Raw genomic sequence first — 24,262 nt, 5'->3', positions numbered from 1 at the left:
GACGGATGGCGAACAAAAGCAAATGGGTGATGCCAAAACAACACGGCGCCTGGGCGATGCTCATCATCCCGTTTTGGCTCGGAGCGTACGCCGGTGGGCTTTCGTGGATTCACGCGCCGCTCTTTGTCGCCTGGCTTGCGCTCTATTTGGCGACGTATCCGCTCTTGATGGCGGTGAAAACGAAGCGGAAAGAGCCGTACGTGCCCGCCGCCGCCCGCTATGGCGCCATCGCCGCCGCGGCGCTTGCCGTCTCTCTTTGGCAACAGCCGGCGCTTTTCTACTTCGGGCTCGCCATGGTGCCGTTTTTCTTGGTGAACACGTACTACAGCAAGAAAAAGAACGATCGCGCCTTTTGGAATGATGTAGCCGCCATCGCGGCGTTTTGCATCGGCGGCCTCGCCGCCTTTTACGCCGGACGCGGGGAGTTGACGCTTGAAGCGTTTGAACTCGCCCTGTTTTCCTTCCTCTTTTTCATCGGCAGCACGTTTTACGTAAAAACGATGATTCGCGAAAAGAAAAATGAGCGGTACAAATGGCTGTCATGGGGCTACCACGCCCTGTTGATCGTCGGCCTCATCGCCATCGGCGAGCCGTTCGCCGTCTTGGCCTACGCGCCGAGCGTCATCCGCGCCGTCTATTTATATGGCAAGTCGCTGCCGATCATGAAACTGGGCATTTTGGAAATCGCCAACGCGGCGTACTTTTTCATCGCGATGATCGTGCTCTACTCTTGAGCGAACCCCAAACGGGAGGCATCCATGACCGTTTGGGGTTTTTTCTTTTGGTTAGGCGGTATTGCTTTTTCATTGCACAAGCATGATGTGACTCACATTTCGCACCCTAACAAGGTCAAAACAAAGGATTTTTTATTTAGTTTTTCAGAATAACTTTTTGACCAACACAACGAGCGATGGCAATCCTTTTTTTACCATCGCTGGTCGTTCCGTATGACGTTACACGTAAATGCTCTCATCCAGCCCCAACCCCTGCAGAATCCTTCGTTGTTCAGGGGTGAGGGAGCGATCCAGTGAGCGTTGGATGCGTCCATCCGGCAGCTTGAACAGGACGACGTTCACATATTGAAACAGCTGAAAAATCGCCTGTCCCGTCGGCCGGGTCAGCTTGCGGCCTCCAGGAGCCTTCAACGGGTGTTCTGGAGTAATAAACTGACGCACTCGGCGCTGAAAAACGCGGTAAATCGCCAAGGCCAACAGAAACAAATAGCCTAATACTGCGACCCGTTCTGGTTTTTTGACGTAAATCTCATCCGTGAAAAACGGATCTTTCAAAAAAGCGAAGTTCATTTCCACCGAGATCTGCCCTTTATACAGCTTCAAGATCTCTTGGGCATCCATGGGTTGGCCCTTCCATTCCTTCGGAACGGTCGTGACGAGGACAAACCGGGACGCTTTCCGTCTCGCCTGTTCCCACGCGTCTTGGTCGAATTCGACGTCAAGGTGCAAGAAATACAGCGTCTCCACCTCGGGTTCCGCCCCTTTTTTCGGCCGTCCGCGCCGTTTTTTCAGGCGTACGATCTCTTCGACCGCGGCCTCAACCCGATGAAACCGGGGGCGAAGGGACGCCTTGAGGGACGCCAAGGCTTGTTCGGCATCTTCCCGGCAGGAGAAGGGGTGACGCTCCCAACGGGCTTGTTCCTCGCGAAGAAGCTCCGCTTCTTTGGTTCGTTCTTTTTCAAGCGTCTTTCCTTTTCGCTGGTCGAGCGCGCTCGATTCAACAACGATCAGCCGAACGGGGTGGCCTTCATACGTCGAGGCCGTTTCCCATACCCGGTACGTGGCGCCGTTTCTCTCCGCCAACGTAAAGGGATCGCTCCACGTCGTGTCCTCAGCATCCGCTTCGGCCAGCGCGGTTTTCACGATCCGGAGCGACGAAGGGCCTCTGGTGATCAAAAAGGCGTTGGCCGCTTTGGTTTGCGCCAGGGTCTCTTTCGTCATCGCGGCGGAATCGGCCACGTAAATCCATTCGTCTTCGATTTTGGCCTGCTTCAGCTGTTCATGGACACGAGACAGCACCTCGGGATTCCATGTTTTGTCCGGCAGGTTGCCGTCGTGCACATCGCCGTAAAACGGGATGCCGTCCTCGTTGCCGACCAGTCCGAAACCGATCTGTTTTTGCCAACGATGATGGCGGTTGTAGCCATGTGTGATCTGCAAAGCCTCTAATGAGGCCGATTCATACGCGCCGTAAACCGTCTTGTCCGTCGTATCGGCGTGAAAGGCTCGGAGGGAAAGGCCTTCTTTGCGATAAATGTGAATCAAGCAAGTGCTGATCACCTTGTGAATATCCGCCTCATACAGGCGGTCGAGATGACGAGCCAAGGCATCGTCGTTCAACCAGGAAGGATGGAGACCGGGACGGATGAGTTTCTCTAGATCGATCTCCTGAGCCCATCGTTCCACGTGAACGAGGGCTTGCCGGCCGTCAAACATATTGTAGATGATGGCCTGAACGGCATCGCTGACTCGAGTCTGGCACTGTGGATCAACGGGAACGAGATGGTCAATCAATTGGGGCAGGCCCAGTTTCTTGAATAGGGCACTTATTATATTCAAATAATGATTGCGATAGACCTTTTTGACTTGAACGTTCATAAGAGAAAAACTCCTTTACGTTCCTTGTGTGTCAAGGATTCATTCGACATCGGAACGAAAAAATCCTCCCGATTTTCGTCGAGAGGGTGCGAAATGTGAGTTGAACAAACAAAAAAAGCCGATTTTGTTTACAGATGCATATAGCGTCAAAGGACTTGAGTTTGATTATGTATTTTTGATTCATTTTGACCGTGATCATTATCCGAATAAAAAGAGGATTGAGGAACTGGATAAACGAGCCGGAGACAATAAAAATAGTGACGGCTACAGGGCGGATTTGGAAGCTATACTGAATGATGAAAAGAAAGTTCTTTATGTTGCAATTACTAGGGCGAAAAAAGAAGTGCAGTTGATGTATACTGGCCGCAACTTTAGAAGTATTTGTCCTTTTGTAAGAAATTTCTATAAAGAAGATTACGATGCCTTTGGCTTTGATTCAAGTATATATTCCAAATAAAGGAGCGGTTTGTTTGGCAACGATTCAGTTTGAAATCAAAAAACGAATTGCGACGTTGTCTAGTTCGCCCAAAGGATGGAATAAGGAACTAAATCTTGTGAGCTGGAACGGATATCCTCCGAAATATGATATACGGGATTGGGATGCCTCACATGCGAAAATGGGCAAGGGAGTTACCCTTTCAGAAGCGGAAGTGAAGGAGTTATATTATGCCTTAAAACAGCTGTTTGAAAAGAATTCATCTGAAAACTCTAGCATACAAAATGGGGATTGGCGGAAACGAATCGATGAATGGGCGGAGAGCTCGCCGTTATTTATTCAACAAATCAAGAATGTACTAATATTCATGAACGAAAAAGGGTACCCTGTCGAGAAGCAAAGGCAATTACTAACGGGGATACAATCGGCATCATCTGAAGAAGCGTTGCAATACGAAATAGAAAGCATTAGCAGCATTTATCCTTCATTCCATAGGGAGTTTATTATCCTGGTTCGAAAGTTAGAGCCGGAGGAACTGGAACGGTTGTTTTTATATATTTGTCATCGCTAGAAAAGGTGAGGAATTCGAATAAAAAATGGTGGGATGATCTGAGTGGGGGACCGCAATGAACTTATTCTGTTTTTGGCTGGAAAAGGCATCTCATCGATCGGATGGCGCGGTTGGAAACCCAAAGACATGTGTTCAACCAAAAGAACAGTTGCTGAAAAAGGCAAATGAAGTGCCCAGCGAGGCCAAGACGACATCGAGAGCAAGTCAAACATCACAAAAACGTTGCCTATGCCTCGGAAATCTAACAGCTTCTCGGGGCGAACCGGCTCGATGCGAATGATCTGTTCGTCTCAACTGGGGGATTTACATGCACCGTTTTTCCAATTATAATGATATTTAGAATAACCGCTGCCGTTCGGATGGATGGCAGGTCAAGAGAGAGGGGCGGCATCGCCGCTCCTTTTGTATTCATTGCCATGGACGGGAGGGAATGCGTTGTATTCGCGAATTGCCTTATTTATTGATGGTGGATATCTCGACCATGTGTTGAAATGGCATGGAAAAGCCAAAATCGATTACAGCAAGCTTGCTCAACAAATGGCTCAAGGCCATCTGCTTTTACGAACGTACTACTACCATTGCCTTCCCCATCAATCATCCTATCCATCTCTAGAGGAAAAAGACTATTTCTCCCATGCACAACGTTTTTTCAAAAGACTAAACCGGCTTGGTAGTTTTACCGTCCGGGAGGGAAAGCTAGCATTTCGTGGCATTGATGAGCGTGGGTTTCCAGTGTTTGAGCAAAAAAGGATCGATGTGATGCTAGCAACCGATTTGGTTATGCATAGTACGAAGAAATTAATCACTCATGCGGCATTGTTGACGGGGGACAGTGATTTTTTGCCCGCGTTGCAAATCGCACAATCAGAAGGAGTGCATATCACTCTTTATTATTCCGACGGAAATGATGAGATTCGGCCACACGACGAACTGCTAGATCTTGTCGATGACAGGAAAGTAATCGATGCGGAATTTCTCCACAGCATTCGACGGGAATGAGAAGGCGATTGTGTACAAACTGTTATTTCCGAAGGGCGCGTTTTTGATTTCAGCCGCCTATTTGAGAAATGCCACCGCAACTCCAAAATGAAAAGCTCCTCGCCTATTTGAACGACAACGCCATCCCGAGCGAAAAATCGCCGTTTGACCATATCCTTTACGATTCCGATGTGGAAGAGCGGTTCGCCAAACGTTTTGAACACGATGAGAACGTAAAAGTGTACGTCAAACTGCCGGGTTGGTTTAAAATTGACACACCGATCGGCTCCTACAATCCCGACTGGGCGCTTGTCATCGAAAAGGATGGAGAGGAAAAACTGTACTTCGTCCTCGAGACGAAAGGACAGGAATGGGAGGACGAACTGCGTCCCGGTGAAGCAGCGAAAATTGCCTTCGCCCGCAAACACTTCCAAGCCATCGGAACAGACGTGGAATTCATCGGACCGGAGAATGATGTCGAGCGGTTTATGTTATGAGCCTTAAGCCGTTGAAGGTGGGGACAAAACAGAAGCCAAGCGGGCTTCTGCTTTGTCTTAGCATCACATTATGAATTGACCCGGTTGAATGCAAAATCTTTGAGACATCCAAGAGCACATTCCCGAGCAGCAACAGGGCGCTAGTGTATTGCACACTTAGAGAAATAGGAGTTGATAAAAAATGAGCTTCAAAGCGGAAGCGTTGCGAGTTTTCATCGCTTCGCCATCGGAGGCAGAAAAGGGAGCGGCATCGCACCGCTCTTTTTGTATTTTTGATCGGTCGACAAAGTTCGATGGCAATGTTTTACAAAAATTGATACAATCAAATTGAACGTGTTGCCTATAGTGGGGAGCTGATTCATTGTTTCAGCTCCTGTTTTTGGAAGAATGGTTGCTTCACAGAATGAATCCTTGACACGCAAGGGGAGCAAAGAGGGTTGCACCTATGGACATCCGCATTCGTAAGATCTTGGTCTTCCACCATTGATTGACCGGCTGGGTGCGGTGGACTCTCAATGCCAGCCTCCTGCTGGTGCTAGCGTTCAGTGGCTCACAAAGTCCTTTGTTCTTCCTCTTGTTAAGGTGCGAAATGTGAGTTGGAAAGTCGGTGAGTATATGGCTGCCTAATTACCTTTTGCCTTGGGAAAACTGATGGGTGACCAGCTTTTGATATAAACGATGGGTAGCCAGCAATAATTCATGGTTTCCCTGTCCAGTAATGCGCCCGTCTTCGACAACGAAGATCGTGTCTGCATCGGTGACGGTAGAAAGCCGATGGGCAATAATCAACGTCGTTCGACCTTTCATCACGTTTTTCAGCGCTTCTTGCACTAGGCTTTCTGAGTCGCTGTCCAAGTTAGAAGTGGCTTCATCTAATAGCAGGAGTTTTGGGTTTTTTAAGATGGCTCGAGCAATCGCAATACGTTGTCTCTGCCCTCCTGAAAGCTTGATCCCTCGTTCGCCGACTTCTGTTTCATAGCCATTCGGCAATTTTTGAATAAATTCGTGAGCGTTGGCCAGCCGAGCGGCCTGTTCGATTTCTTCATGCTCAGGCATGCTTTCGAATCCATAACAAATATTTTCTCGAATGGTGCTTGACAAAATGGGAATATCTTGAGAAACGTAGCCAATCGCTTGTCGCCATTTTTGTAAATCGATTTCATGGATAGGTATGTTTCCTAACAAGATTTGTCCCTCGTCTGGCAGATAAAAGCGTTCAATCAGTGAAAAAATGGTGGTTTTTCCGCCGCCGCTGGGGCCAACAAAAGCGTAAATTTTGCCTGGCTCAATGGTAAAATGAATGCCTTTTAGCACCGGTTTATCTTGATGATAAGAAAAGGAAACATGTTTGAACTGCAATGTTTGATTGAAGTCGGGTTCTTTTTGTGAGCCCAGCAGTTCCCGTTGCTCTTGAAAGATTTCATTAATCCGCTCTGTAGCCCCCAATGCTTTTTGAAAGGTGGTGAAAAAGGAAGCTGTAGTAGTGAAAGGCATGACAATTTGAAAAATATAAATGATGATGGCCGCAAGCTCTCCCGCCGTCAAATGCCCAGATGCAACCTGGGCGCCGCCATAACCGACAATGATCACGACAACGAGCATCATGACGGTGGCAATCATCGGTGAGATGACAGCATAGACTTTCGCTTCTTTCAAACCGAAGGTCATTAAATTTTTGATCTCTTGATCTCCTTTTTCTGCTTCCATGTGTTGACCGTTATAAGATTTCACGAGACGGATATCTTGCAAGATCCGGCCAAGATGTCCCGAAAACTTGGCCAGTTCATCTTGCGTGCGCAAAGAAATTTGATGCATCTTTCTTCCCAACGGCATGATGATGAGCATAGCAGCGGGAACGGCCAAAAAGATAAAGAGAGTAATTCGCCAATCAATCATAATCAGTAAAATGATGGAACCGATCACAGAGACGATGCCACTAAAAAATGTGACGAGATGGTTGGAAATAAGCAATTTGATGACTGCTGTATCTTGAGTAATGCGGCTCATCGTTTCCCCCGATTCATAGCGGTCAAAAAAGGAAACAGGCAAATGAAGGATGTGGTTCCATAATCGACTTCGAATCTGGGCTACTAGAGCTTCTCCGGCATACGACATGAGATAAAACGAGATGCCGCCTGCCGCCGTTTGAACGAGAAAAGCAGATAAGAGCCAAAAAATTTGTTGCCACTTCATTCCGCCATGGGCTAAGAGATCAATAAAGTCTTTCGCAAACAGGGGGATGATCAACCCAGCCCCGCTTTCAATCAATCCAAGAATGAGGGCGAAAGCAATGAGCGATTTGTTCAATTTTCCTTGTTTGAGCAAATACCAAAATGGTTTTGGACTGCCTTGTTTCGTTTCGATCCTATTTTTCATATCCACTGTTCTCTCCTTCCTTTGATTCCTTCATATCTATACCCATGTGCTCAAGACGTTGCATGTAGTCATCCATCGCTTGTTCAAGCCACTGCGTCTCTTCTTTGGAAAAGGGGAGGGGACTAAGAACATCCCATTCTTCTTTCCACTCAAAAGAATCCCATTGGTTCTGGTTAAGTAGCTCGGTAATCTTTTCAACGGTCTCCAAGCTCAAAAGACCAAAAGTAGAGCGCAGGAACGTTTCAATCATGTGCTGTACGTCAGGGTGGTCGGCGGGGAGTCCGTACAGTTCGTGAACTTGTTTGACGAATTGGGCATAGGATTTGATCATTTCGTTCTCTTTTTGCTTGAGTTCTTCATTATGGAAGATGGCATCAACCGTTTCTTGGTCTAGGTAATGTGTCATCAATCGTTTTTGATCATCTTCTGTTTGAATGCTGCGGATTAAGCTCATCAAGAGAAGGCTGTCAATTTCTCCTTCTTCCTCTAAAAGGGTGATGGCATATTCAATGGCTTGAATGGATCTTTCTAACTGTCTTCGTTTCTGTTCTAGCATGTTTTTTTCCAGCATCAACGTTTCTTTTAAGGTAAGGTCGTATGTTGGTTGGTGAATATATTGTCGAATCTCTTCCAAGCTAAGCCCAATAAACTTCAAACTCATAATTTTGTGCAATTGAAGAATGTCCTCTTCCGTATAGATTCGATGTCCTGATGACGGATCTTTCGTTGGCTGCAGCAGTCCAATTTCATCATAATACCGCAATGTCCGGATGGATACACCTGTCTTTTTGGCGATTTCGCCGATCGAATACGTCTCCATGACAGTTGTCCTCCTTCTTTCTTTTGCTAGTCTCTCCCTTATCATACACCCTAACGCAACTGGAGGTTCAAGAGGGAATTGCTTAAAGGAAGGCGGATCGCTCTGCCTTTGTGAATGGATTGATACACTGGAGATCATGTTGCACGATATAAAATACCTGAATCCGTGATGTAAATTATCATTTTATTTCAGCACAAAACGCCCATTTTTTTGCACATTCTTTCAGAAAGCCCTCTCCCCTTTTCTGAAGGAATGTGCTAAATTTTTTGTGAATTGTTTCGGACAAAGATTTCCATTCGTTTCAATGAGGGGGAGGAAGTGTGATCCAGTTTCACGACTTTGGCATTGACATTCAAACGTATACGGATCGTGGGAAAGGGAACGATTTTCCCGACGTGAACCAATGCCCCCACTGTTCATCCCGCCGCCCCTTGCATCGTCACGGATACTACCAACGTTATGCGTTGACGGCAGAGGGGGAGTATCACCTTTGGATCGCACGATATCGCTGTCAAGAGTGTCGCAAAACCGTGAGTGTGCTGCCTTCTTTTCTCCTCCCGTATGTTCAATATACACGATCGGTTATTTGGCAAGCGGTCAAAACGTGGCTCGAAACGCCAAGGCGAGGAGCGAAGACCAAACAGGTTGGTTTTCCCACCAAGGAGGTCATCTTATTTTATGTCCGACGATTTTTACGGAATCTCTCCCGCTTGCATCACGCGGCGGCGAGAAGGTGGGGGATCATCGGCCCTGTGGGGAACGCAAGAACAGAACGGGCGGTTTGGTGGATGCAGACTTTGGAGGGACGGGGGGTGGGCTCGATCATCCAAGACCTGTGGACAAACGAGAGGTGGCATCTGTTTGCGGATCAAATTGCTTCCTGATTTTCTACTTAACACCAAAAATGGAGATGGTTGATGTTCCCACAAACCCTTCCTCTCGACGAATCTCGAGCCGTTTCGTAAGATAGGAGGCAGAGGGACCGGGACGGTCCAACATCACAGGGAGACAGGGAGGAGATCCGGATGGATGAATCGATGAGACACGACATCGCGCTGTTTCGGTACGGGCTGATCGCTCCGTTGGTGAATGGCCAGGTGGAGCCCAAGGCGTATTTGAATGAGGTGGGCGGGCGAGTGCATTCGATTCCTCATCAAGGGGACAAACCCATTGCGGCGAAGACGATTCTGGATTGGTGCGCCCGATACAAAAAAGGGGGCTTCGACGCCTTGAAGCCGAAGCGCCGTTCGGACCGCGGCCGCTCCAGACGTCTGTCCCCCGATGATGAGGATCATATTCTAGCATTGAGGAAGGAACATCCCACCATGCCCGTGACCCTATTCTACGAACAACTCACCAAGCAGGGGGACATTTGTAAATTAGCACATTATTTCAGAATCCCTTTTTCAAATTATTTCAGGCGGATTCGGAAATAATGTGCAAAATTTTTGCGGATTGTTCCGGATTTTGCACATTCTTTCGGAACGTTTGCACGCTCTTTCAAAAAAAGGTGGTTGGAAAGCCGTGGCGATGGTTGCAGGTGCATCGTTGATAGGCAGTGTAGCTTTCAACAGCAGGGGAGTGTTTGCTTCAAAAAAGCAAAGGCCGCCCCTGAGCGCCGAGAACGGCCTTCCCTTTTATTTGCCGCACCCGCCCGTCAGTCAATGCTGCACAGCTCGGGCGGGCAGCCTTCGCAGGCGATTTCGTCGCGCAAGTATTGCAGGTCGTGGACGCGGATTTTGCCTTTTTGCACGGAGATGACGCCTTTTTTCCGCAAATCGCCGAGCATGCGGTTGACGACTTCACGGGCGGTGCCGCAAAAGTTGGCGAGCTCTTGGTTCGTCAGCGGCACGTCGATCAAAATGCCGTCTTCTTTCATGACGCCGTAGCTGTTGCACAAACGGATGAGCGTTGAATAGAGCGCTCCTTTTTTGCCGTGTAAAATCAAGTCGCGGAATTTCGTCTGCGTTTTGCGGAAATGGAGGCTCATCCATTTCATCCACTCGATCGCCAGCGTCGGATTGTTGGCAAGTTCTTGTTCGAGCGTCTCGCGCTTAATGGCGGAAACGACGCCGTCTTCCAGCACTTTCGCCGTCAGCATGTAGCGGGCCCCAGGACAAAACAGTGTCAGCTCGCCGATCAAATCTCCTTGGCTGCAAATGCGCAGCGCGAGCTCCTGTCCGTCCATGTCCATTTTGCTGATTTGGATTTTCCCCGATTGGATATAGTAAATATCGTCTGCTTTTTCCCCTTCTTGAAACAAGTACGTTCCCTTCTCAAGGCGAAGATCGCGCCCAAGCGATGTAAGCCACTTCTGCCATTCACGAGATTCCATCTCGTTCATCTGATCACAACCTTACGTAAAATGTATCGCTATCTAAAAGTGTACAGGAAAAAAGAGGGAAGTCAATATAAGGATAGTGGAAAGATTGAAAACTTGTTGAACATCGGTGGAATCGTTTGTGAAAGTCTTTGCATCCCAAGAACATGAGGGCGATGGAGTCAAGGATGCACCTTGGCTGCCGGGACAAATCGGTATTCGTTTCCCATAGACGGAGGGAGGGGCAAGAAAAAAATCCTTGAAAATTATTAAATATACATTTGATTTTATTTTTATACAGTATTATAATGAGAACTACATGAGGCATACGGGTGAGGGGGAACATGATGAACGTAGCCATTATCGGGGCGACGGGGTACAGCGGCGCGGAGTTGTTCCGCTTGCTATACGGGCATCCGCATGTGAGCCGTTGCGACGTGTTCTCGTCGTCGCAGGATGGAATTCATTTATCGGAAAGTTTCCCGCACGTCGGCGCGGTCGATGGTGCGGTGTTGCATAAACTTGAAATCGAGGCGCTTGCCAAGTATGACGCGGTCTTTTTCGCCACGCCGCCCGGGGTGTCGGGGGAGTGGGCGCCGGCGCTCGTGGATCGGGGAGTGAAAGTGATCGATTTATCGGGCGATTTCCGGTTGAAAGACGGCGCGGTGTACGCACAATGGTATGGGCGCGAGGCGGCGCCATCTGCGTATTTAGAGCGGGCGGTGTACGGATTGACCGAGTGGAACCGTGAGGCGGTGTGCGGAGCCGTGCTCCTATCCAATCCGGGCTGCTATCCGACAGCGACGCTGCTTGGCTTGGCGCCGCTTGTCAAAGAAGGATTAATTAAGGAAGACTCGATCATCGTGGACGCCAAATCGGGCGTATCGGGCGCGGGACGGAAAGCAGGGCTTGGGACGCATTTTTCCGAAGTGAACGAAAACGTGAAAATTTATAAAGTGAACGTCCATCAGCACATTCCGGAAATTGAACAAATGCTCGGAACATGGAACGAGGCGATGGAGCCGATCACGTTCAGCACTCATTTGATTCCGATGACAAGGGGCATTATGGCGACGATTTATGCGAAGGCGAAACAATCGATTTCGCCAAACGACTTGGTAGATTTGTATAAAACAAGTTATGAAGGTTCGCCGTTTGTCCGCATCCGTCAACTTGGACAGTTTCCAGCGACAAAAGACGTGTACGGCTCAAATTATTGCGACATCGGCCTCGCCTACGATGAGCGGACGGGACGGGTGACGGTCGTGTCGGTGATCGACAACTTGATGAAAGGCGCTGCCGGGCAGGCGGTGCAAAACTTCAACTTGATGATGGGTTGGGATGAGGCGGAGGGCCTCCGATCCTTGCCGATCTATCCGTGAGGGAAGGGGAACGAACAATGACAGCAACGAAACAAACGGCGCAAGTAACGGCGGTCGTCGATGGAACAGTGGTTACGCCGAAAGGATTTCAAGCGGCCGGGGTGAATGCCGGGCTGCGCTATTCGAAAAACGATTTAGGGGTTATTCTATGCGACGTGCCCGCTTCGGCGGCGGCGGTGTATACGCAAAGCCATTTTCAGGCGGCGCCGCTCAAAGTGACGCAGGCGAGCCTCGCTGTAGAACAAAAATTGCAGGCGGTCATCGTCAACAGTGCATGCGCGAACGCCTGCACCGGTGCGCAAGGGCTCAAGGACGCCTATGAAATGCGCGAGTTGTGCGCGAAACAGTTTGGCCTGGCGCTGCACCATGTGGCCGTCGCTTCAACGGGCGTGATCGGGGAATATTTGCCGATGGAAAAAATTCGCGCCGGCATCAAACAGCTTGTTCCAGGGGTGACGATGGCGGATGCGGAGGCGTTTCAAACGGCGATTTTAACGACCGATACGGTGATGAAGCGCGCCTGTTACCAAACAACGATCGACGGGAAAACGGTCACCGTCGGCGGAGCGGCGAAAGGATCGGGGATGATCCATCCGAACATGGCGACGATGCTCGCATTCATCACGACGGATGCCAATGTTTCGTCGCCGGTGCTGCACGCGGCGCTGCGGTCGATTACGGACGTTTCGTTTAACCAAATTACGGTCGACGGCGATACGTCGACAAATGATATGGTCGTCGTGATGGCAAGCGGTCTTGCTGGAAATGATGAGTTGACGCCGGATCATCCGGACTGGGAACACTTTTACGAGGCGCTGCGGAAAACGTGCGAAGACTTGGCGAAGCAAATCGCCAAAGACGGCGAGGGGGCGACGAAGCTCATTGAAGTGCGCGTGCGCGGCGCGAAAACGGATGAGGAAGCGAAAAAAATCGCCAAGCAAATCGTTGGCTCCAACTTAGTGAAAACGGCCGTTTACGGCGCGGACGCCAACTGGGGGCGGATCATCGGCGCGATCGGCTATTCGGATGCCGAAGTGAACCCGGACAACGTCGATGTCGCCATCGGGCCGATGGTGATGCTGAAAGGAAGCGAGCCGCAGCCGTTCTCGGAAGAAGAAGCGGAGGCGTATTTGCAACAAGAGACGGTCGTCATTGAGGTCGATTTGCATATAGGCGATGGTGTCGGCGTTGCGTGGGGCTGCGATTTGACATACGATTATGTGAAAATTAACGCCAGCTATCGGACGTAAGGAGAGAGAACGATGGGGAAAACGGTCGTCATCAAATGCGGCGGCAGTGTGCTCGATGAGCTGTCTCCCGCCTTTTTTGCCAGCGTCAGAACGATGCGGGAACAAGGGATGGAGGTCGTCATCGTCCACGGCGGCGGGCCGGAAATCGGACACATGTTAAAAAAATTGTCCGTGCCGAGCGAGTTTGTCAACGGCTTGCGGAAGACGACGAAAGACGTGCTCGCGGTTGTGGAAATGGTGCTCTCCGGCAAAGTGAACAAACAGCTTGTCGCGATGCTCAGACAGCACGGTTTGCCCGCGGTCGGTGTTTCCGGCGTGGACGGGGGGCTGCTTGAAGCAGAACCGATCGACTTGGCCAAACTCGGCTATGTCGGCCGTGTGAAAACCGTTCGTTCCCAGCTGTTGCGCACGCTGCTTGCGGCGGGCTACATCCCGGTCATTTCCCCGCTTGGCATCGACCAAAACGGGCAAACGTACAACATTAACGCCGACACGGCCGCCGGGGCGGTCGCAGCGGCCATCGGCGCCAGCCAGCTCGTGTTTGTGACGAACGTGCCCGGCATTTTGCGAGACGGTGCGCTCGTGGCTGAGGCGACGGTGGAAATGATTGAACGACTGATCGAAGACGGCGTCATCACGGGCGGGATGATCCCGAAAGTGCAAGCGGCGCTCTCCGCCCTATCCGATGCGCTGCCGGAAGTGATGATCGTCAGTGGCAAAACGACGTTTTATCAGAACGGAACATGGTATGGGACAACGATTCGAAAAGAAAACGAAGTGGGGGTCTACTCATCATGAGCGCGCTGTTTCCAACTTACAACCGTTGGAATATCGCCGTCCAGTCGGCCGAAGGGACGGTGGTGACCGATGTGAACGGAAAACAATATCTCGACTTTGTTTCCGGCATTGCCGTCTGCAATCTCGGCCATCGCCATCCGCATGTCCAAAAGGGCATTGAACAACAGCTGAATCAATATTGGCACGTCTCGAACTTGTTTACGATCCCGATTCAAGAAGAGGTCGCCTCCTTGCTTGTCGCCCACAGCGCCGGCGATTATGTTTTTTTCTGCAACAGCGGGGCGGAAGCGAACGAGGCGGCGCTGAAGCTGGCGCGCAAACATACCGGGAGACACAAAGTCATTACGTTCCGCCAGTCGTTTCACGGCCGCACGTTCGCGACGATGGCGGCAACCGGGCAGGAGAAAGTGCATAGCGGTTTTGGTCCGCTGCTTCCGGAATTCATTCACTTGCCGCTGAATGATGTCGACGCGCTCAAGCAGGCGATGAGCGAAGAAGTGGCGGCAGTCATGCTTGAAGTCGTCCAAGGGGAAGGCGGCGTCCGCCCGGTTGACCCGGCGTTTTTACAGACAGCGTCGGAGCTGTGTCAACAGCACGGGGCGCTTTTGATCATCGATGAGGTGCAAACTGGCATCGGCCGGACTGGGAAGCCGTTTGCGTACCAGCACTTTGATGTGGAGCCGGACATCATCACCGCAGCGAAAGGGCTTGGCAGCGGCATTCCGGTTGGGGCGATGATCGGCAAAGCGTTTTTGAAAGAATCGTTTGGACCTGGGGTGCACGGGTCGACGTTTGGCGGCAACCCGATCGCGATGGCCGCCGCCAAGGCGACGTTAGAAGTGGTGTTTGATCCGGCGTTTTTGCAAGATGTGCAGGAGAAAGGCCGCTATTTGCTTGCACGCCTCCATGACGCGCTCGCTTCGCTTGACATCGTCAAGGACGTGCGCGGACTCGGGCTGCTGGTCGGAATCGAGTGCCAAACGGACGTCGCACCGCTGTTGCCATTGATTCACGAAAACGGCTTGCTCGTCCTTTCGGCGGGGCCGAACGTGATCCGCCTGTTGCCGCCGCTTGTCGTGACGAAAGCGGAAATCGATGAAGCGGTGGACATTTTGACAAACGTGTTGAACAACGCCAACGCCTCAGCCGTCTTGTAAACGGACGGCCGACGGCTTAATTTTTATTCCTGTTCATGCATAAAAATTCCTGAACGGTTATAAAAACTCAAACGATGAGGTGGCGCCAATGAAAGCGTATTTGCATGTGGCGAGCGGAAAAACGTTCAGCGGGGAGCTCGCCGCTCCGCTTGAAGAAAAGGTGAGCGGGGAGATCGTTTTTTTCACCGGCATGACCGGGTATCAAGAAGTGTTGACCGACCCGTCGTATAAAAACCAAATCATCGTTTTTACGTACCCGCTCATCGGCAATTACGGCATCAACGAAAACGATTTTGAAAGCAAGCGGCCGCACGTCGAAGCGGTCGTCGTCTACGAAGCGAGCCGAGAAGGGTTTCATTACGGGGCGAAATACAGTCTGGCGGAATACTTGCAGCATTGGAACATTCCGCTTCTCACGCATGTGGACACGCGCGCCCTTGTGAAAGAAATCCGCACCGCTGGAACGATGATGGCGGAATTAAGTTTGTCGCCGATTTCAGCCGTTGGAGGCGAGGAAGCAGTATTTCCCGTGCGCGCGGTGTCAACGAAAACGATCGAAACATACGGCGAAGGCGGCCCGCATTTGGTGCTCGTCGATTTCGGCTATAAAAAATCGATTTTGCAGTCGCTTCTTGCACGCGGCTGCCGGGTGACGGTTGTGCCGCATGATACGACGCCGGAAGCGATTGATGCGCTGAAACCGGACGGGCTTGTCCTCTCGAACGGCCCAGGCGATCCGAAACAGTTACGCCATCAGCTTCCTGCTATCCGTCAGCTGATCGACCGGTATCCGACGCTTGCGATTTGCCTTGGCCATCAGCTCGTTGCCTTGGCGTACGGGGCGGATACGGAAAAACTCCGCTTCGGGCATCGCGGCGCCAATCAACCGGTGTGGGACGCGGTGAAGCAAAACGTGATGATGACATCACAAAACCATAGTTATGTCGTCAAAGAAGGCAGTTTGGTGGGCAAACCGTTTGACATTCGTTTCATCAACGTCAACGACGGTTCGGTCGAGGGCATCGTCCATCGCCATAAACCGATTTTGTCCGTGCAATACCATCCGGAGGCGCATCCGGGGCCGCACGATACCGGCTATATTTTCGACGAATTTTTGCAAACCGTGTTCAAGGGAGAGAACGTCTATGCCTAAAGATTCTTCGCTTCAATCGATTCTCCTGATCGGGTCGGGGCCGATCGTCATCGGCCAGGCCGCTGAGTTTGATTATTCCGGCACGCAGGCGTGCATCGCCTTAAAGGAAGAAGGATACCGCGTCATTTTAGTGAACAACAATCCGGCGACGATCATGACCGATGATGTCCATGCCGATGCCGTGTATTTTGAACCGCTCACCGTTGAGGCGGTCGAAGCGATCATTGCCAAAGAACGCCCGGACGGGCTGCTCGCCACATTCGGGGGCCAGACAGGGCTCAATTTGGCGTTTCAGCTGCATGAAGCCGGCGTGCTTGAAAAGTATGGGGTGAGACTGCTCGGAACACCGATTGAAGCGATTAAGCGCGGGGAGGACCGCGAAGCGTTCCGCGCGTTAATGCATGAGCTTGGCGAACCGGTGCCGGAAAGCGAAATTGTTACAAGCGTCGAGGAAGCGGTCGCGTTCGCCGAACAAATCGGTTTTCCGATCATTATTCGTCCTGCGTATACGCTCGGCGGGACGGGCGGCGGCATTGCCGAAAACATGGAGCAGTTTCTCGCGCTCGTGGAAAAAGGATTGAACGAAAGCCCGATTCATCAATGTTTGATCGAACGGAGCGTCGCCGGATTTAAGGAAATTGAATATGAAGTGATGCGCGACCAATCGAATACGTGCATTACCGTTTGCAATATGGAAAACGTCGATCCGGTCGGCATTCATACAGGAGATTCGATCGTCGTTGCACCGTCGCAGACGTTGACCGATGAAGAGTACCAAATGCTTCGTTCTTCAGCAGTGAAAATCATTTCCGCCTTAGGGATCATCGGCGGCTGCAACATTCAGTTCGCCCTTGACCCGAACAGCAAACAATATTACTTGATTGAAGTCAACCCGCGCGTCAGCCGCTCGTCAGCGCTCGCCTCGAAAGCGACCGGCTACCCAATCGCCCGCATTGCGGCGAAGCTGGCGGTCGGCTATACGCTCGCGGAACTCGTCAATCCGGTGACGAAAACGACGTACGCCAGCTTTGAACCGGCCTTGGATTATGTCGTCGTCAAGTTTCCGCGCTTGCCGTTTGACAAGTTTCCGCACGCGGATCGGAAGCTCGGCACGCAAATGAAGGCGACCGGGGAAGTGATGGCGATCGACCGTAACATGGAGCGGGCGTTTCAAAAAGCGGTGCAGTCGCTCGAAGGCAAAAACAACGGACTGTTTTTGCCGGAGCTTTCGGTGAAAACGAATGATGAGCTGAAACAGCTGCTTGTCGACAAAGACGACCGCCGCTTTTTCGCGATTTTGGAACTGCTCCGCCGCGGGGTGTCGGTTGAAGCCATTCACAAATGGACGAAAATCGACCGCTTTTTCCTTTGCTCGTTCGAGCGGCTTGTCGCCCTTGAAAAACAGGCAGCGGCTGCAACGTTGGACACGATTGAGGAGCAAACGTTCCGTTTCTTGAAAGAAAAAGGATGTAGCGACGCCTTTTTAGCTGAAACGTGGGGCGTGACGGAGCTTGACGTGCGCAACAAGCGGAAGGAACTTGGCATCGTGCCGTCATACAAAATGGTCGACACGTGCGCGGCCGAATTTCATTCAGAAACGGATTATTACTACTCAACCTATTTCGGCGAAGACGAGCGAAAACAACCGAGCGGCAAAGAGAAAGTGCTGATCATTGGAGCCGGACCGATCCGCATCGGCCAAGGCATTGAGTTTGACTACAGCTCCGTTCATAGCGTGTTCGCCTTGCAAAAAGAAGGCTATGAAACGGTGATGATCAACAACAATCCAGAAACCGTCAGCACGGACTTTGCCGTCGCCGACCGCCTTTACTTTGAGCCACTTACCTTAGAGAGCGTCTTGGATGTCATTGAAGCGGAACAAATCAAGCATGTCATCGTTCAGTTTGGCGGACAGACGGCGATCAATTTGGTCAAAGGGCTTGAAGAAGCCGGCGTGCCGCTGCTTGGCGTCACGTACGATATGATTGACCAGCTCGAGGACCGCGATCGTTTTTACCAGTTGCTTGAGGAGCTTGACATCCCGCACGTACCGGGCTTGATGGCGAACAACGCCGAGGAGCTCGCCGCCAAAGCGGCCGAGATCGGCTGCCCGGTGCTGCTTCGCCCGTCGTATGTCATCGGGGGCCGCGGCATGTTTATCGTCCATAGCGAGGCGCAGCTCGCTGCTTTGATCGAGCAAGGCGAGTTGACCTATCCGATTTTGATTGATGCGTATTTGGACGGGAAAGAGGCAGAAGCGGACATCGTGACGGATGGAACAGACATCGTGCTGCCGGTCATCATTGAACACGTCGAAAAAGCCGGCGTCCACTCCGGTGACAGCTATGCTTGGCTGCCGGCGCAGACGCTCACAGACGAAGAAAAAGCGAAAATCATCGACTATGCGGGCCGGATTGCGAAAAAACTCGGCTTTAAAGGAATTATGAACATTCAATATGTCATTGCGGACGGCAATGTATATGTCCTGGAAGTGAACCCGCGCGCCAGCCGGACGGTGCCGATCGTCAGCAAAACGACCGGCGTGCCATTGGCGCAAATTGCGACAAAATTATTGCTTGGGAAATCGCTTGTCGACATCGTGGACGAAAAAGCGCGCGGCTTGGCGGTCATGCCGTACGCCGTGTTAAAGTATCCGGTCTTTTCGACCCATAAGCTGCCGGGGGTTGACCCGGTGGTTGGACCGGAGATGAAATCGACCGGCGAAGGCATCAGCATCGCCGCAACGAAGGAGGAAGCGGCGTATAAAGCGTTTTATCCGTATTTGCAAAAGAAAGCGAACGCGAACGAGGTCTACGTCATCGGCAACATCGACGCCGAGCTGGAGGCGGAGATGACGGCGAAACAGCTGACCATCGTCGCTGATGTCCCGTTTGCCGATTGGGTGAAGCGCGACACGGCGCTCGCGGTGATCGACTTGGGCAAAGAGGAAGGCGAAGCGAACAAACGAATGACTGCGTTGTCCCGACAATTGCTCGTCTTCACGGAACGTGAGACATTGAAGCTCTTCTTGCAGGCGCTCGATGTCGATCATCTTGATGTGCAGCCGATCCACGGCTGGTTGGAAAAGAAAAAACAGGCAGAACAGGCGGTGATCGCATGAATGCAGTGATGTCATTAAAAGGGAGAGATTTTTTAACGCTGCTCGATTTTTCAACAGACGAAATTATGGACTTGTTGGCGTTAGCAGCTGATTTAAAAGCGAAACAAAAAGCCGGTGTATCGTATACGCCGCTTTCCGGGAAAACAATGGCGATGATTTTTGAAAAGCCGTCAACGCGCACGCGCGTGTCGTTTGAAGTCGGCATGATTCAGCTTGGCGGCCAGGCGATGTATTTAAACGGAAACGATTTGCAGCTTGGCCGCGGCGAAACGATCGCCGATACGGCCCGCGTCTTGTCGCAATACGTCGATGTCATGATGATTCGCACATTTGCCCATCAAAAAGTCGAGGAGTTGGCCGAATATGCGTCCGTTCCGGTCATCAACGGCCTGACGGACGACGATCATCCGTGCCAGGCGTTGGCGGATTTGCTGACGATTTACGAAGCGAAGAAAACGTTCCAAGGCATCAAACTCGCCTATGTCGGCGACGGCAACAACGTCGCCAACGCCTTGCTTGCGGCCGCAGCAAAAGTGGGAATGGATATTTTCATTGCCTGTCCGCCAGGCTATGAGCCGAAGGAGGAATACGTCGAGGCAGCGCGCCAGATCGGCGAGAAAACCGGAGCAACAGTTGTTGTGACGCACGACCCGCTTGAGGCAGTGGCCGGAGCGGATGCGATTTATACGGACGTATGGACGAGCATGGGCCAAGAAAGCGAAAGCGCCGAGCGGCTTCAAGTGTTTCAGCCGTATCAAGTCAACGAAGAGCTCGTCAAAGCGGCCAAACCCGATTACCTCTTTTTGCATTGTCTGCCGGCCCACCGCGGCGAAGAAGTGACGGCCGGCGTCATGGACGGCCCGAACTCGGTCGTATTTGAGCAGGCCGGCAACCGGCTTCATGCCCAAAAAGCGATTTTAGTGTCGATCCTATAGGAGAAAGGAATTCCCGTTTCGGGAGTTCCTTTTTCGTTCTTTGCAAGGAAAAGGATTTTCATGAGAAAAAACGTTTTTATTGTGAAGGCTTGACGCTCCGTGTGCGGCGGCCCCATCATTTCCCTTCTTATGAACAGCGGCGAAACCGGGAATGCTAACAAATGCAATCGAAGCAAGGGGGATGAAACAAATGGGCCAACCGCGCCATTTCAAATCAGGGGATAAAGCGCCGAACAACGGCGTGTACATTGAAATCGGCGAAACGGGCGACAATGTAAAACACCCGAAAAAGCTGAAACTGAAAGCCGGCGATACGTTCCCGGAAACGTCGAACCATAATCGGCATTGGACGTATTTGCGCAAACCGTGAAGCACAACAAAAGCCATTCCAAGTATGGAGTGGCTTTTGATTTGCCGTGTGCTTCGCGATCCGCTATAATGATTTATGGTCAAAGAAGGTCAAATGGAGGGGGCGGCATGGACGCAAGCCGTTTGACGGAAAAACTGCAAGAGGCGCTGATGGCGGCGCAGTCGCTCGCCAAAGAACGACATCATCAACAGCTTGATGTCGAGCATCTCCTGATTGCGCTGCTCGAACAAGAAGGCGGCCTGGCGCCGCGGCTCGTGGAGCTTTCCGGCGCCGACAAGGAAAAGGTTGCGGACTGGCTTCGCAGCCAGCTTCGCCAAAAGCCTGAAGTGCATGGGGCGGACGGGCAGCTGTATGTTGCGCCCGCCTTAGCGCGGCTGCTTGAGGAGGCGGAAAACGAAGCGAAGCGAATGCAAGACGAGTACATATCGGTCGAACATGTGCTGCTCGCGTTGCCTCATGGCGCCGAGCCGGTCGCTCGGCAGCTGGCGTCGTTTGGACTGACGAAGGAAGCACTATTAGCGGCAGTGAGAAACGTAAGGGGGGATCAACGCGTGACGAGTCCACATCCGGAAGCAACCTATGAAGCGTTGGCAAAATACGGGCGCGACCTTGTCGCGGAAGCGAAAGCGGGAAAAATCGACCCGGTCATCGGCCGCGACAGTGAAATTCGCCGCATCATCCGCATTTTGTCGCGGAAGACGAAAAACAACCCGGTGTTGATCGGCGAGCCGGGCGTCGGGAAGACCGCTATTGTCGAAGGGCTCGCTCAACGCATCGTGCGCAAAGATGTCCCGGAAGGGCTGAAAGACAAAACGATTTTCGCTCTTGATATGAGCGCGCTCGTCGCCGGAGCAAAGTTTCGCGGTGAATTTGAAGAACGGCTGAAAGCGGTGTTAAACGAAATCAAAAAAAGCGACGGCCGCATCATATTGTTCATTGACGAGCTGCATACGATCGTCGGCGCCGGCAGAGCGGAAGGGGCGATTGACGCCGGCAATATGCTCAAGCCGATGCTTGCCCGCGGCGAGTTGCGCTGCATCGGGGCGACGACGCTTGATGAGTACCGGCAATACATCGAAAAAGACCCGGCGCTCGAGCGCCGCTTCCAACAAGTGCTTGTCCAAGAGCCGAGTGTCGAGGACACGATTTCGATTTTGCGCGGATTGAAAGAACGGTATGAAGTGCACCATGGAGTGAAAATCCACGATCGCGCGCTCGTCGCGGCCGCCGTTTTGTCCGACCGTTACATCTCTGACCGCTTTTTGCCTGACAAAGCGATCGATTTGGTCGATGAAGCGTGCGCGACGATCCGGACGGAAATGGAATCGATGCCGTCGGAGCTGGACGAAGTGATGCGCCGCGTCATGCAGCTTGAAATTGAAGAGGCGGCCTTAAGCAAAGAAACGGATGAAGCGAGCCGCGAGCGGCTTGCGGCATTGCAAAAAGAACTTGCCGATTTGCGTGAAAAGGCGAACGCCATGAAAGCGCAATGGCAAAAAGAAAAAGAGGCGCTTGACCGCGTCCGCCGTTTGCGCGAGGCGCTCGAGCGGGCAAAACGCGAACTGGAAGAGGCGGAAAACGAGTATGATTTAAACAAGGCGGCGGAGCTTCGCCATGGCCGCATTCCGCAGTTGGAAAAGCAACTCAAACAGCTCGAGCAAGAAATCAGTGAGCAAAGTGAAGGGAAATTGCTGCGCGAGGAAGTGACGGAAGAAGAGATTGCCGAAATCGTGTCACGCTGGACTGGCATTCCGCTCACCCGCCTCGTCGAGGGAGAGAGGGAAAAGCTGCTTCGCCTTCATGAATTGCTGCATAGACGGGTCATCGGTCAAGACGAAGCGGTCGAGCTTGTCGCTGACGCCGTCTTGCGGGCGCGGGCCGGCATGAAAGACCCGAACCGCCCGATCGGATCGTTTTTGTTCCTCGGACCGACCGGCGTCGGCAAAACGGAACTGGCCAAAGCGCTCGCCGAGGCGCTGTTTGACAGTGAGGAGCAGCTCATCCGTCTTGACATGTCCGAGTATATGGAAAAACACGCCGTCTCCCGCTTGATCGGAGCGCCGCCCGGCTATGTCGGCTATGAGGAAGGCGGCCAGCTGACCGAGGCGGTGCGGCGCAAGCCGTATTCCGTTCTGTTGTTCGATGAAATCGAAAAAGCTCATCCGGAAGTGTTCAACATCCTGTTGCAGCTGCTGGATGACGGACGGCTCACCGATTCGCAAGGGCGGACGGTCGACTTTAAAAACACGGTCGTCATTATGACATCGAACATCGGATCGCCGCTGTTGTTAGAAAACAAACATGGCGACATCGATGAAGAAACGCGCAAACAAGTGTTTGACCAACTGCGCGCCCATTTCCGCCCAGAATTTTTAAACCGGATCGACGATATCGTCTTATTTAAGCCATTGTCGATGAATGAAGTGAAAGGCATCGTCGAAAAGTTCGCCCGCGAGCTGTCGGCCCGTTTGGCCGATCGGCATATCGAACTCGTGCTGACGGAAGCGGCGAAGCAATACATCGCCGAAGCGGGCTTCGACCCAGTATACGGCGCCCGCCCGCTCAAACGGTTTATGCAAAAGCAAATCGAAACGCCGCTTGCGAAAGAGCTGATCGCTGGGCGGGTGAAAGATTACAGCACCGTCACGGTCGATGTTGACAACGGGCAGATCGCCATTCGTCCGTCGGCGTAAACGAGCCGAAGGGGGCGCCGACGACGCGGAGAGACGTGCTTCTTGTCTGCCGGGGTTGGTCGCATTGTTTGAGCATGGGCGGAAAACACAAGCCCAGATCAATATGGATGGAATGCTCCTCCACTTACACCTATATAGACTCCCATGACAAAAAGATTTCGTCACCATCGAAGGGATGAAAATGTCGCTATGTCGAACTCTGAAACCTTGCACATTTTGAAGTTCGGGTATTTTCAGGATAGATGCAACGAAAAAGTTTCACATATCCTTGATGGAAAAGTCGCTTGTCCATTTTTCGACTGTCGAAGGCAAGCCACAGGCTTGCCTCCGTCACGCCAAGGCGTGACGGAAGACCGAACAACCACCCGCTTCACAGACCCATACATGGGTCTGAAAGCGGCGTTGTTCGGTCGCCCGACAGTCGATCAAATGCTCGGTAAAAGCTACAAATGTTAAAGCTTCAAATTGCATCTATTATATAGGTGTTGAAGTGGGAGGATTCTCGGTTAAAAATGACAAAAAACAACGCCTTGGGACTTTCACCCCAAGGCGTTGTCTTATGAAGCGAATGATCAATGATGGTGATCCCCAGCCGGCTCGTCCGGAATCAAGGCTGCAATCACGAAGACTAAGATCGTCACGATGACGCCAAGCAAAGCACCGGTTGCGAAGTTATAGCCGATCCCTTGCATCGAGCCCATGACGTACGTTGCCATTTGCACGAGCAAAAACGTCCAAAAAAACGTCCAAAACAAGCGCATCTTTGTTCCTCCCATCTTCTCGTCATTCCTTT

Annotated in this window: 18 protein-coding genes and 3 pseudogenes; 16 read left to right on the top strand and 5 right to left on the bottom strand. The window is 51.7% G+C overall.

Annotated elements, in window-relative coordinates; genetic code table 11:
* Positions 1-5 precede the first annotated feature (5 nt).
* On the top strand, positions 6-734 hold the full coding sequence (locus CD000_RS11360) for a YwiC-like family protein (RefSeq protein WP_096225692.1): 729 nt from the start codon (positions 6-8) through the stop codon (positions 732-734).
* Between the two features lie 219 nt (positions 735-953).
* Here CD000_RS11360 and CD000_RS11355 read toward each other — a convergent pair whose 3' ends face one another.
* A complete protein-coding gene (locus CD000_RS11355; RefSeq protein ID WP_096224667.1) occupies positions 954-2,612 on the bottom strand; it encodes an IS1634 family transposase in 1,659 nt (552 codons plus the stop codon).
* A 100-nt stretch (positions 2,613-2,712) separates the two neighbouring features.
* On the opposite strand from CD000_RS11355, the gene CD000_RS11350 reads away from it, so the two are divergent.
* The 4 genes and pseudogenes from CD000_RS11350 to CD000_RS11335 all read left to right on the top strand — a co-directional run.
* Positions 2,713-3,069, top strand: a complete 357-nt coding sequence (locus CD000_RS11350) for a 3'-5' exonuclease (RefSeq protein ID WP_233130429.1) — start codon at positions 2,713-2,715, stop codon at positions 3,067-3,069.
* 13 nt (positions 3,070-3,082) lie between these two features.
* Positions 3,083-3,292, top strand: a pseudogene (locus CD000_RS19175) (YdbC family protein); the annotation flags it as partial.
* A 762-nt stretch (positions 3,293-4,054) separates the two neighbouring features.
* A complete protein-coding gene (locus CD000_RS11340; protein WP_033008850.1) occupies positions 4,055-4,618 on the top strand; it encodes an NYN domain-containing protein in 564 nt (187 codons plus the stop codon).
* An 83-nt stretch (positions 4,619-4,701) separates the two neighbouring features.
* Positions 4,702-5,094 (top strand): annotated as a pseudogene (locus tag CD000_RS11335) (restriction endonuclease); the annotation flags it as partial.
* 627 nt (positions 5,095-5,721) lie between these two features.
* Here CD000_RS11335 and CD000_RS11330 read toward each other — a convergent pair.
* Complete coding sequence (locus CD000_RS11330; RefSeq protein WP_198962539.1) at positions 5,722-7,470, bottom strand: ABC transporter ATP-binding protein; 1,749 nt, start codon at positions 7,468-7,470, stop codon at positions 5,722-5,724.
* The gene (locus CD000_RS11325) at positions 7,460-8,290 is read right to left on the bottom strand and encodes a MerR family transcriptional regulator (protein WP_033004934.1); all 831 of its coding nucleotides are present in this window, start codon (positions 8,288-8,290) and stop codon (positions 7,460-7,462) included. Before CD000_RS11325 ends, CD000_RS11330 begins: the two co-directional genes overlap by 11 nt.
* 320 nt (positions 8,291-8,610) lie before the next feature.
* Between CD000_RS11325 and CD000_RS19170 the strand changes: the two genes are divergently transcribed.
* Both CD000_RS19170 and CD000_RS11315 read left to right on the top strand, forming a co-directional pair.
* Positions 8,611-9,174, top strand: coding sequence for a DUF6431 domain-containing protein (locus tag CD000_RS19170; RefSeq protein ID WP_033011559.1), 564 nt, complete (start codon positions 8,611-8,613; stop codon positions 9,172-9,174).
* 141 nt (positions 9,175-9,315) lie between these two features.
* A pseudogene (locus tag CD000_RS11315) lies at positions 9,316-9,669 on the top strand (helix-turn-helix domain-containing protein); the annotation flags it as partial.
* Between the two features lie 278 nt (positions 9,670-9,947).
* On the opposite strand, the gene CD000_RS11305 reads toward CD000_RS11315, so the two are convergent.
* Positions 9,948-10,634, bottom strand: a complete 687-nt coding sequence (locus CD000_RS11305; protein ID WP_096225688.1) for a Crp/Fnr family transcriptional regulator — start codon at positions 10,632-10,634, stop codon at positions 9,948-9,950.
* 323 nt (positions 10,635-10,957) lie between these two features.
* On the opposite strand from CD000_RS11305, the gene argC reads away from it, so the two are divergent.
* The 9 genes from argC (at position 10,958) to clpB (ending at position 23,469) form a co-directional block, all read left to right on the top strand.
* Positions 10,958-11,992, top strand: coding sequence for an N-acetyl-gamma-glutamyl-phosphate reductase (gene argC / locus CD000_RS11300; RefSeq protein WP_096225687.1), 1,035 nt, complete (start codon positions 10,958-10,960; stop codon positions 11,990-11,992).
* Positions 11,993-12,009: 17 nt separating this feature from the next.
* On the top strand, positions 12,010-13,242 hold the full coding sequence (gene argJ, locus CD000_RS11295; protein ID WP_096225686.1) for a bifunctional ornithine acetyltransferase/N-acetylglutamate synthase: 1,233 nt from the start codon (positions 12,010-12,012) through the stop codon (positions 13,240-13,242).
* Between the two features lie 12 nt (positions 13,243-13,254).
* Positions 13,255-14,040 carry an acetylglutamate kinase gene (gene argB / locus CD000_RS11290; RefSeq protein WP_096225685.1) on the top strand — a complete coding sequence of 262 codons (786 nt, stop codon included), beginning with the start codon at positions 13,255-13,257 and terminating at the stop codon, positions 14,038-14,040.
* Entirely contained in the window at positions 14,037-15,197 is a 1,161-nt protein-coding gene (locus CD000_RS11285) for an acetylornithine transaminase (protein WP_096225684.1), read from the top strand. The genes argB and CD000_RS11285 overlap by 4 nt, the downstream gene beginning before the upstream one ends.
* Positions 15,198-15,285: 88 nt before the next feature.
* Positions 15,286-16,350 (top strand): carbamoyl phosphate synthase small subunit, encoded by a 1,065-nt coding sequence (locus CD000_RS11280; protein ID WP_011230295.1) that lies wholly within the window; start codon positions 15,286-15,288, stop codon positions 16,348-16,350.
* Positions 16,343-19,471 (top strand): carbamoyl-phosphate synthase (glutamine-hydrolyzing) large subunit, encoded by a 3,129-nt coding sequence (locus CD000_RS11275; RefSeq protein ID WP_096225683.1) that lies wholly within the window; start codon positions 16,343-16,345, stop codon positions 19,469-19,471. Before CD000_RS11280 ends, CD000_RS11275 begins: the two co-directional genes overlap by 8 nt.
* On the top strand, positions 19,468-20,406 hold the full coding sequence (gene argF / locus CD000_RS11270) for an ornithine carbamoyltransferase (protein WP_096225682.1): 939 nt from the start codon (positions 19,468-19,470) through the stop codon (positions 20,404-20,406). The genes CD000_RS11275 and argF overlap by 4 nt, the downstream gene beginning before the upstream one ends.
* A 190-nt stretch (positions 20,407-20,596) precedes the next feature.
* Entirely contained in the window at positions 20,597-20,776 is a 180-nt protein-coding gene (locus tag CD000_RS11265) for a YjzC family protein (RefSeq protein ID WP_096225681.1), read from the top strand.
* A gap of 107 nt (positions 20,777-20,883) precedes the next feature.
* Positions 20,884-23,469 carry an ATP-dependent chaperone ClpB gene (gene clpB, locus CD000_RS11260; protein ID WP_096225680.1) on the top strand — a complete coding sequence of 862 codons (2,586 nt, stop codon included), beginning with the start codon at positions 20,884-20,886 and terminating at the stop codon, positions 23,467-23,469.
* Positions 23,470-24,041: 572 nt separating this feature from the next.
* On the opposite strand, the gene CD000_RS11250 is transcribed toward clpB, so the two are convergent.
* The gene (locus CD000_RS11250) at positions 24,042-24,230 is read right to left on the bottom strand and encodes a YjzD family protein (protein WP_011230302.1); all 189 of its coding nucleotides are present in this window, start codon (positions 24,228-24,230) and stop codon (positions 24,042-24,044) included.
* Between the last annotated feature and the right edge of the window lie 32 nt (positions 24,231-24,262).

This window comes from Geobacillus sp. FJAT-46040 (assembly GCF_002335725.1).
In the GTDB taxonomy this organism is placed as follows: Bacteria; Bacillota; Bacilli; order Bacillales; family Anoxybacillaceae; genus Geobacillus; species Geobacillus thermoleovorans.
Note: the sequence above shows the minus strand (reverse complement) of the source record. Positions and strands in the feature narration are given on the sequence as shown.

Excerpts from the sequence above, each read along its gene's own strand:
- CD000_RS11330 (WP_198962539.1), bottom strand. The coding sequence starts at position 7,470 with ATGAAAAATAGGATCGAAACGAAACAAGGCAGTCCAAAACCATTTTGG.
- CD000_RS11265 (WP_096225681.1), top strand. The coding sequence starts at position 20,597 with ATGGGCCAACCGCGCCATTTCAAATCAGGGGATAAAGCGCCGAACAAC.
- CD000_RS11250 (WP_011230302.1), bottom strand. The coding sequence starts at position 24,230 with ATGCGCTTGTTTTGGACGTTTTTTTGGACGTTTTTGCTCGTGCAAATG.
- CD000_RS11275 (WP_096225683.1), top strand. The coding sequence starts at position 16,343 with ATGCCTAAAGATTCTTCGCTTCAATCGATTCTCCTGATCGGGTCGGGG.
- CD000_RS11305 (WP_096225688.1), bottom strand. The coding sequence starts at position 10,634 with ATGAACGAGATGGAATCTCGTGAATGGCAGAAGTGGCTTACATCGCTT.
- argF (WP_096225682.1), top strand. The coding sequence starts at position 19,468 with ATGAATGCAGTGATGTCATTAAAAGGGAGAGATTTTTTAACGCTGCTC.
- argB (WP_096225685.1), top strand. The coding sequence starts at position 13,255 with ATGGGGAAAACGGTCGTCATCAAATGCGGCGGCAGTGTGCTCGATGAG.
- argJ (WP_096225686.1), top strand. The coding sequence starts at position 12,010 with ATGACAGCAACGAAACAAACGGCGCAAGTAACGGCGGTCGTCGATGGA.
- argC (WP_096225687.1), top strand. The coding sequence starts at position 10,958 with ATGAACGTAGCCATTATCGGGGCGACGGGGTACAGCGGCGCGGAGTTG.
- CD000_RS11285 (WP_096225684.1), top strand. The coding sequence starts at position 14,037 with ATGAGCGCGCTGTTTCCAACTTACAACCGTTGGAATATCGCCGTCCAG.
- CD000_RS11355 (WP_096224667.1), bottom strand. The coding sequence starts at position 2,612 with ATGAACGTTCAAGTCAAAAAGGTCTATCGCAATCATTATTTGAATATA.
- clpB (WP_096225680.1), top strand. The coding sequence starts at position 20,884 with ATGGACGCAAGCCGTTTGACGGAAAAACTGCAAGAGGCGCTGATGGCG.
- CD000_RS11280 (WP_011230295.1), top strand. The coding sequence starts at position 15,286 with ATGAAAGCGTATTTGCATGTGGCGAGCGGAAAAACGTTCAGCGGGGAG.
- CD000_RS11360 (WP_096225692.1), top strand. The coding sequence starts at position 6 with ATGGCGAACAAAAGCAAATGGGTGATGCCAAAACAACACGGCGCCTGG.
- CD000_RS11325 (WP_033004934.1), bottom strand. The coding sequence starts at position 8,290 with ATGGAGACGTATTCGATCGGCGAAATCGCCAAAAAGACAGGTGTATCC.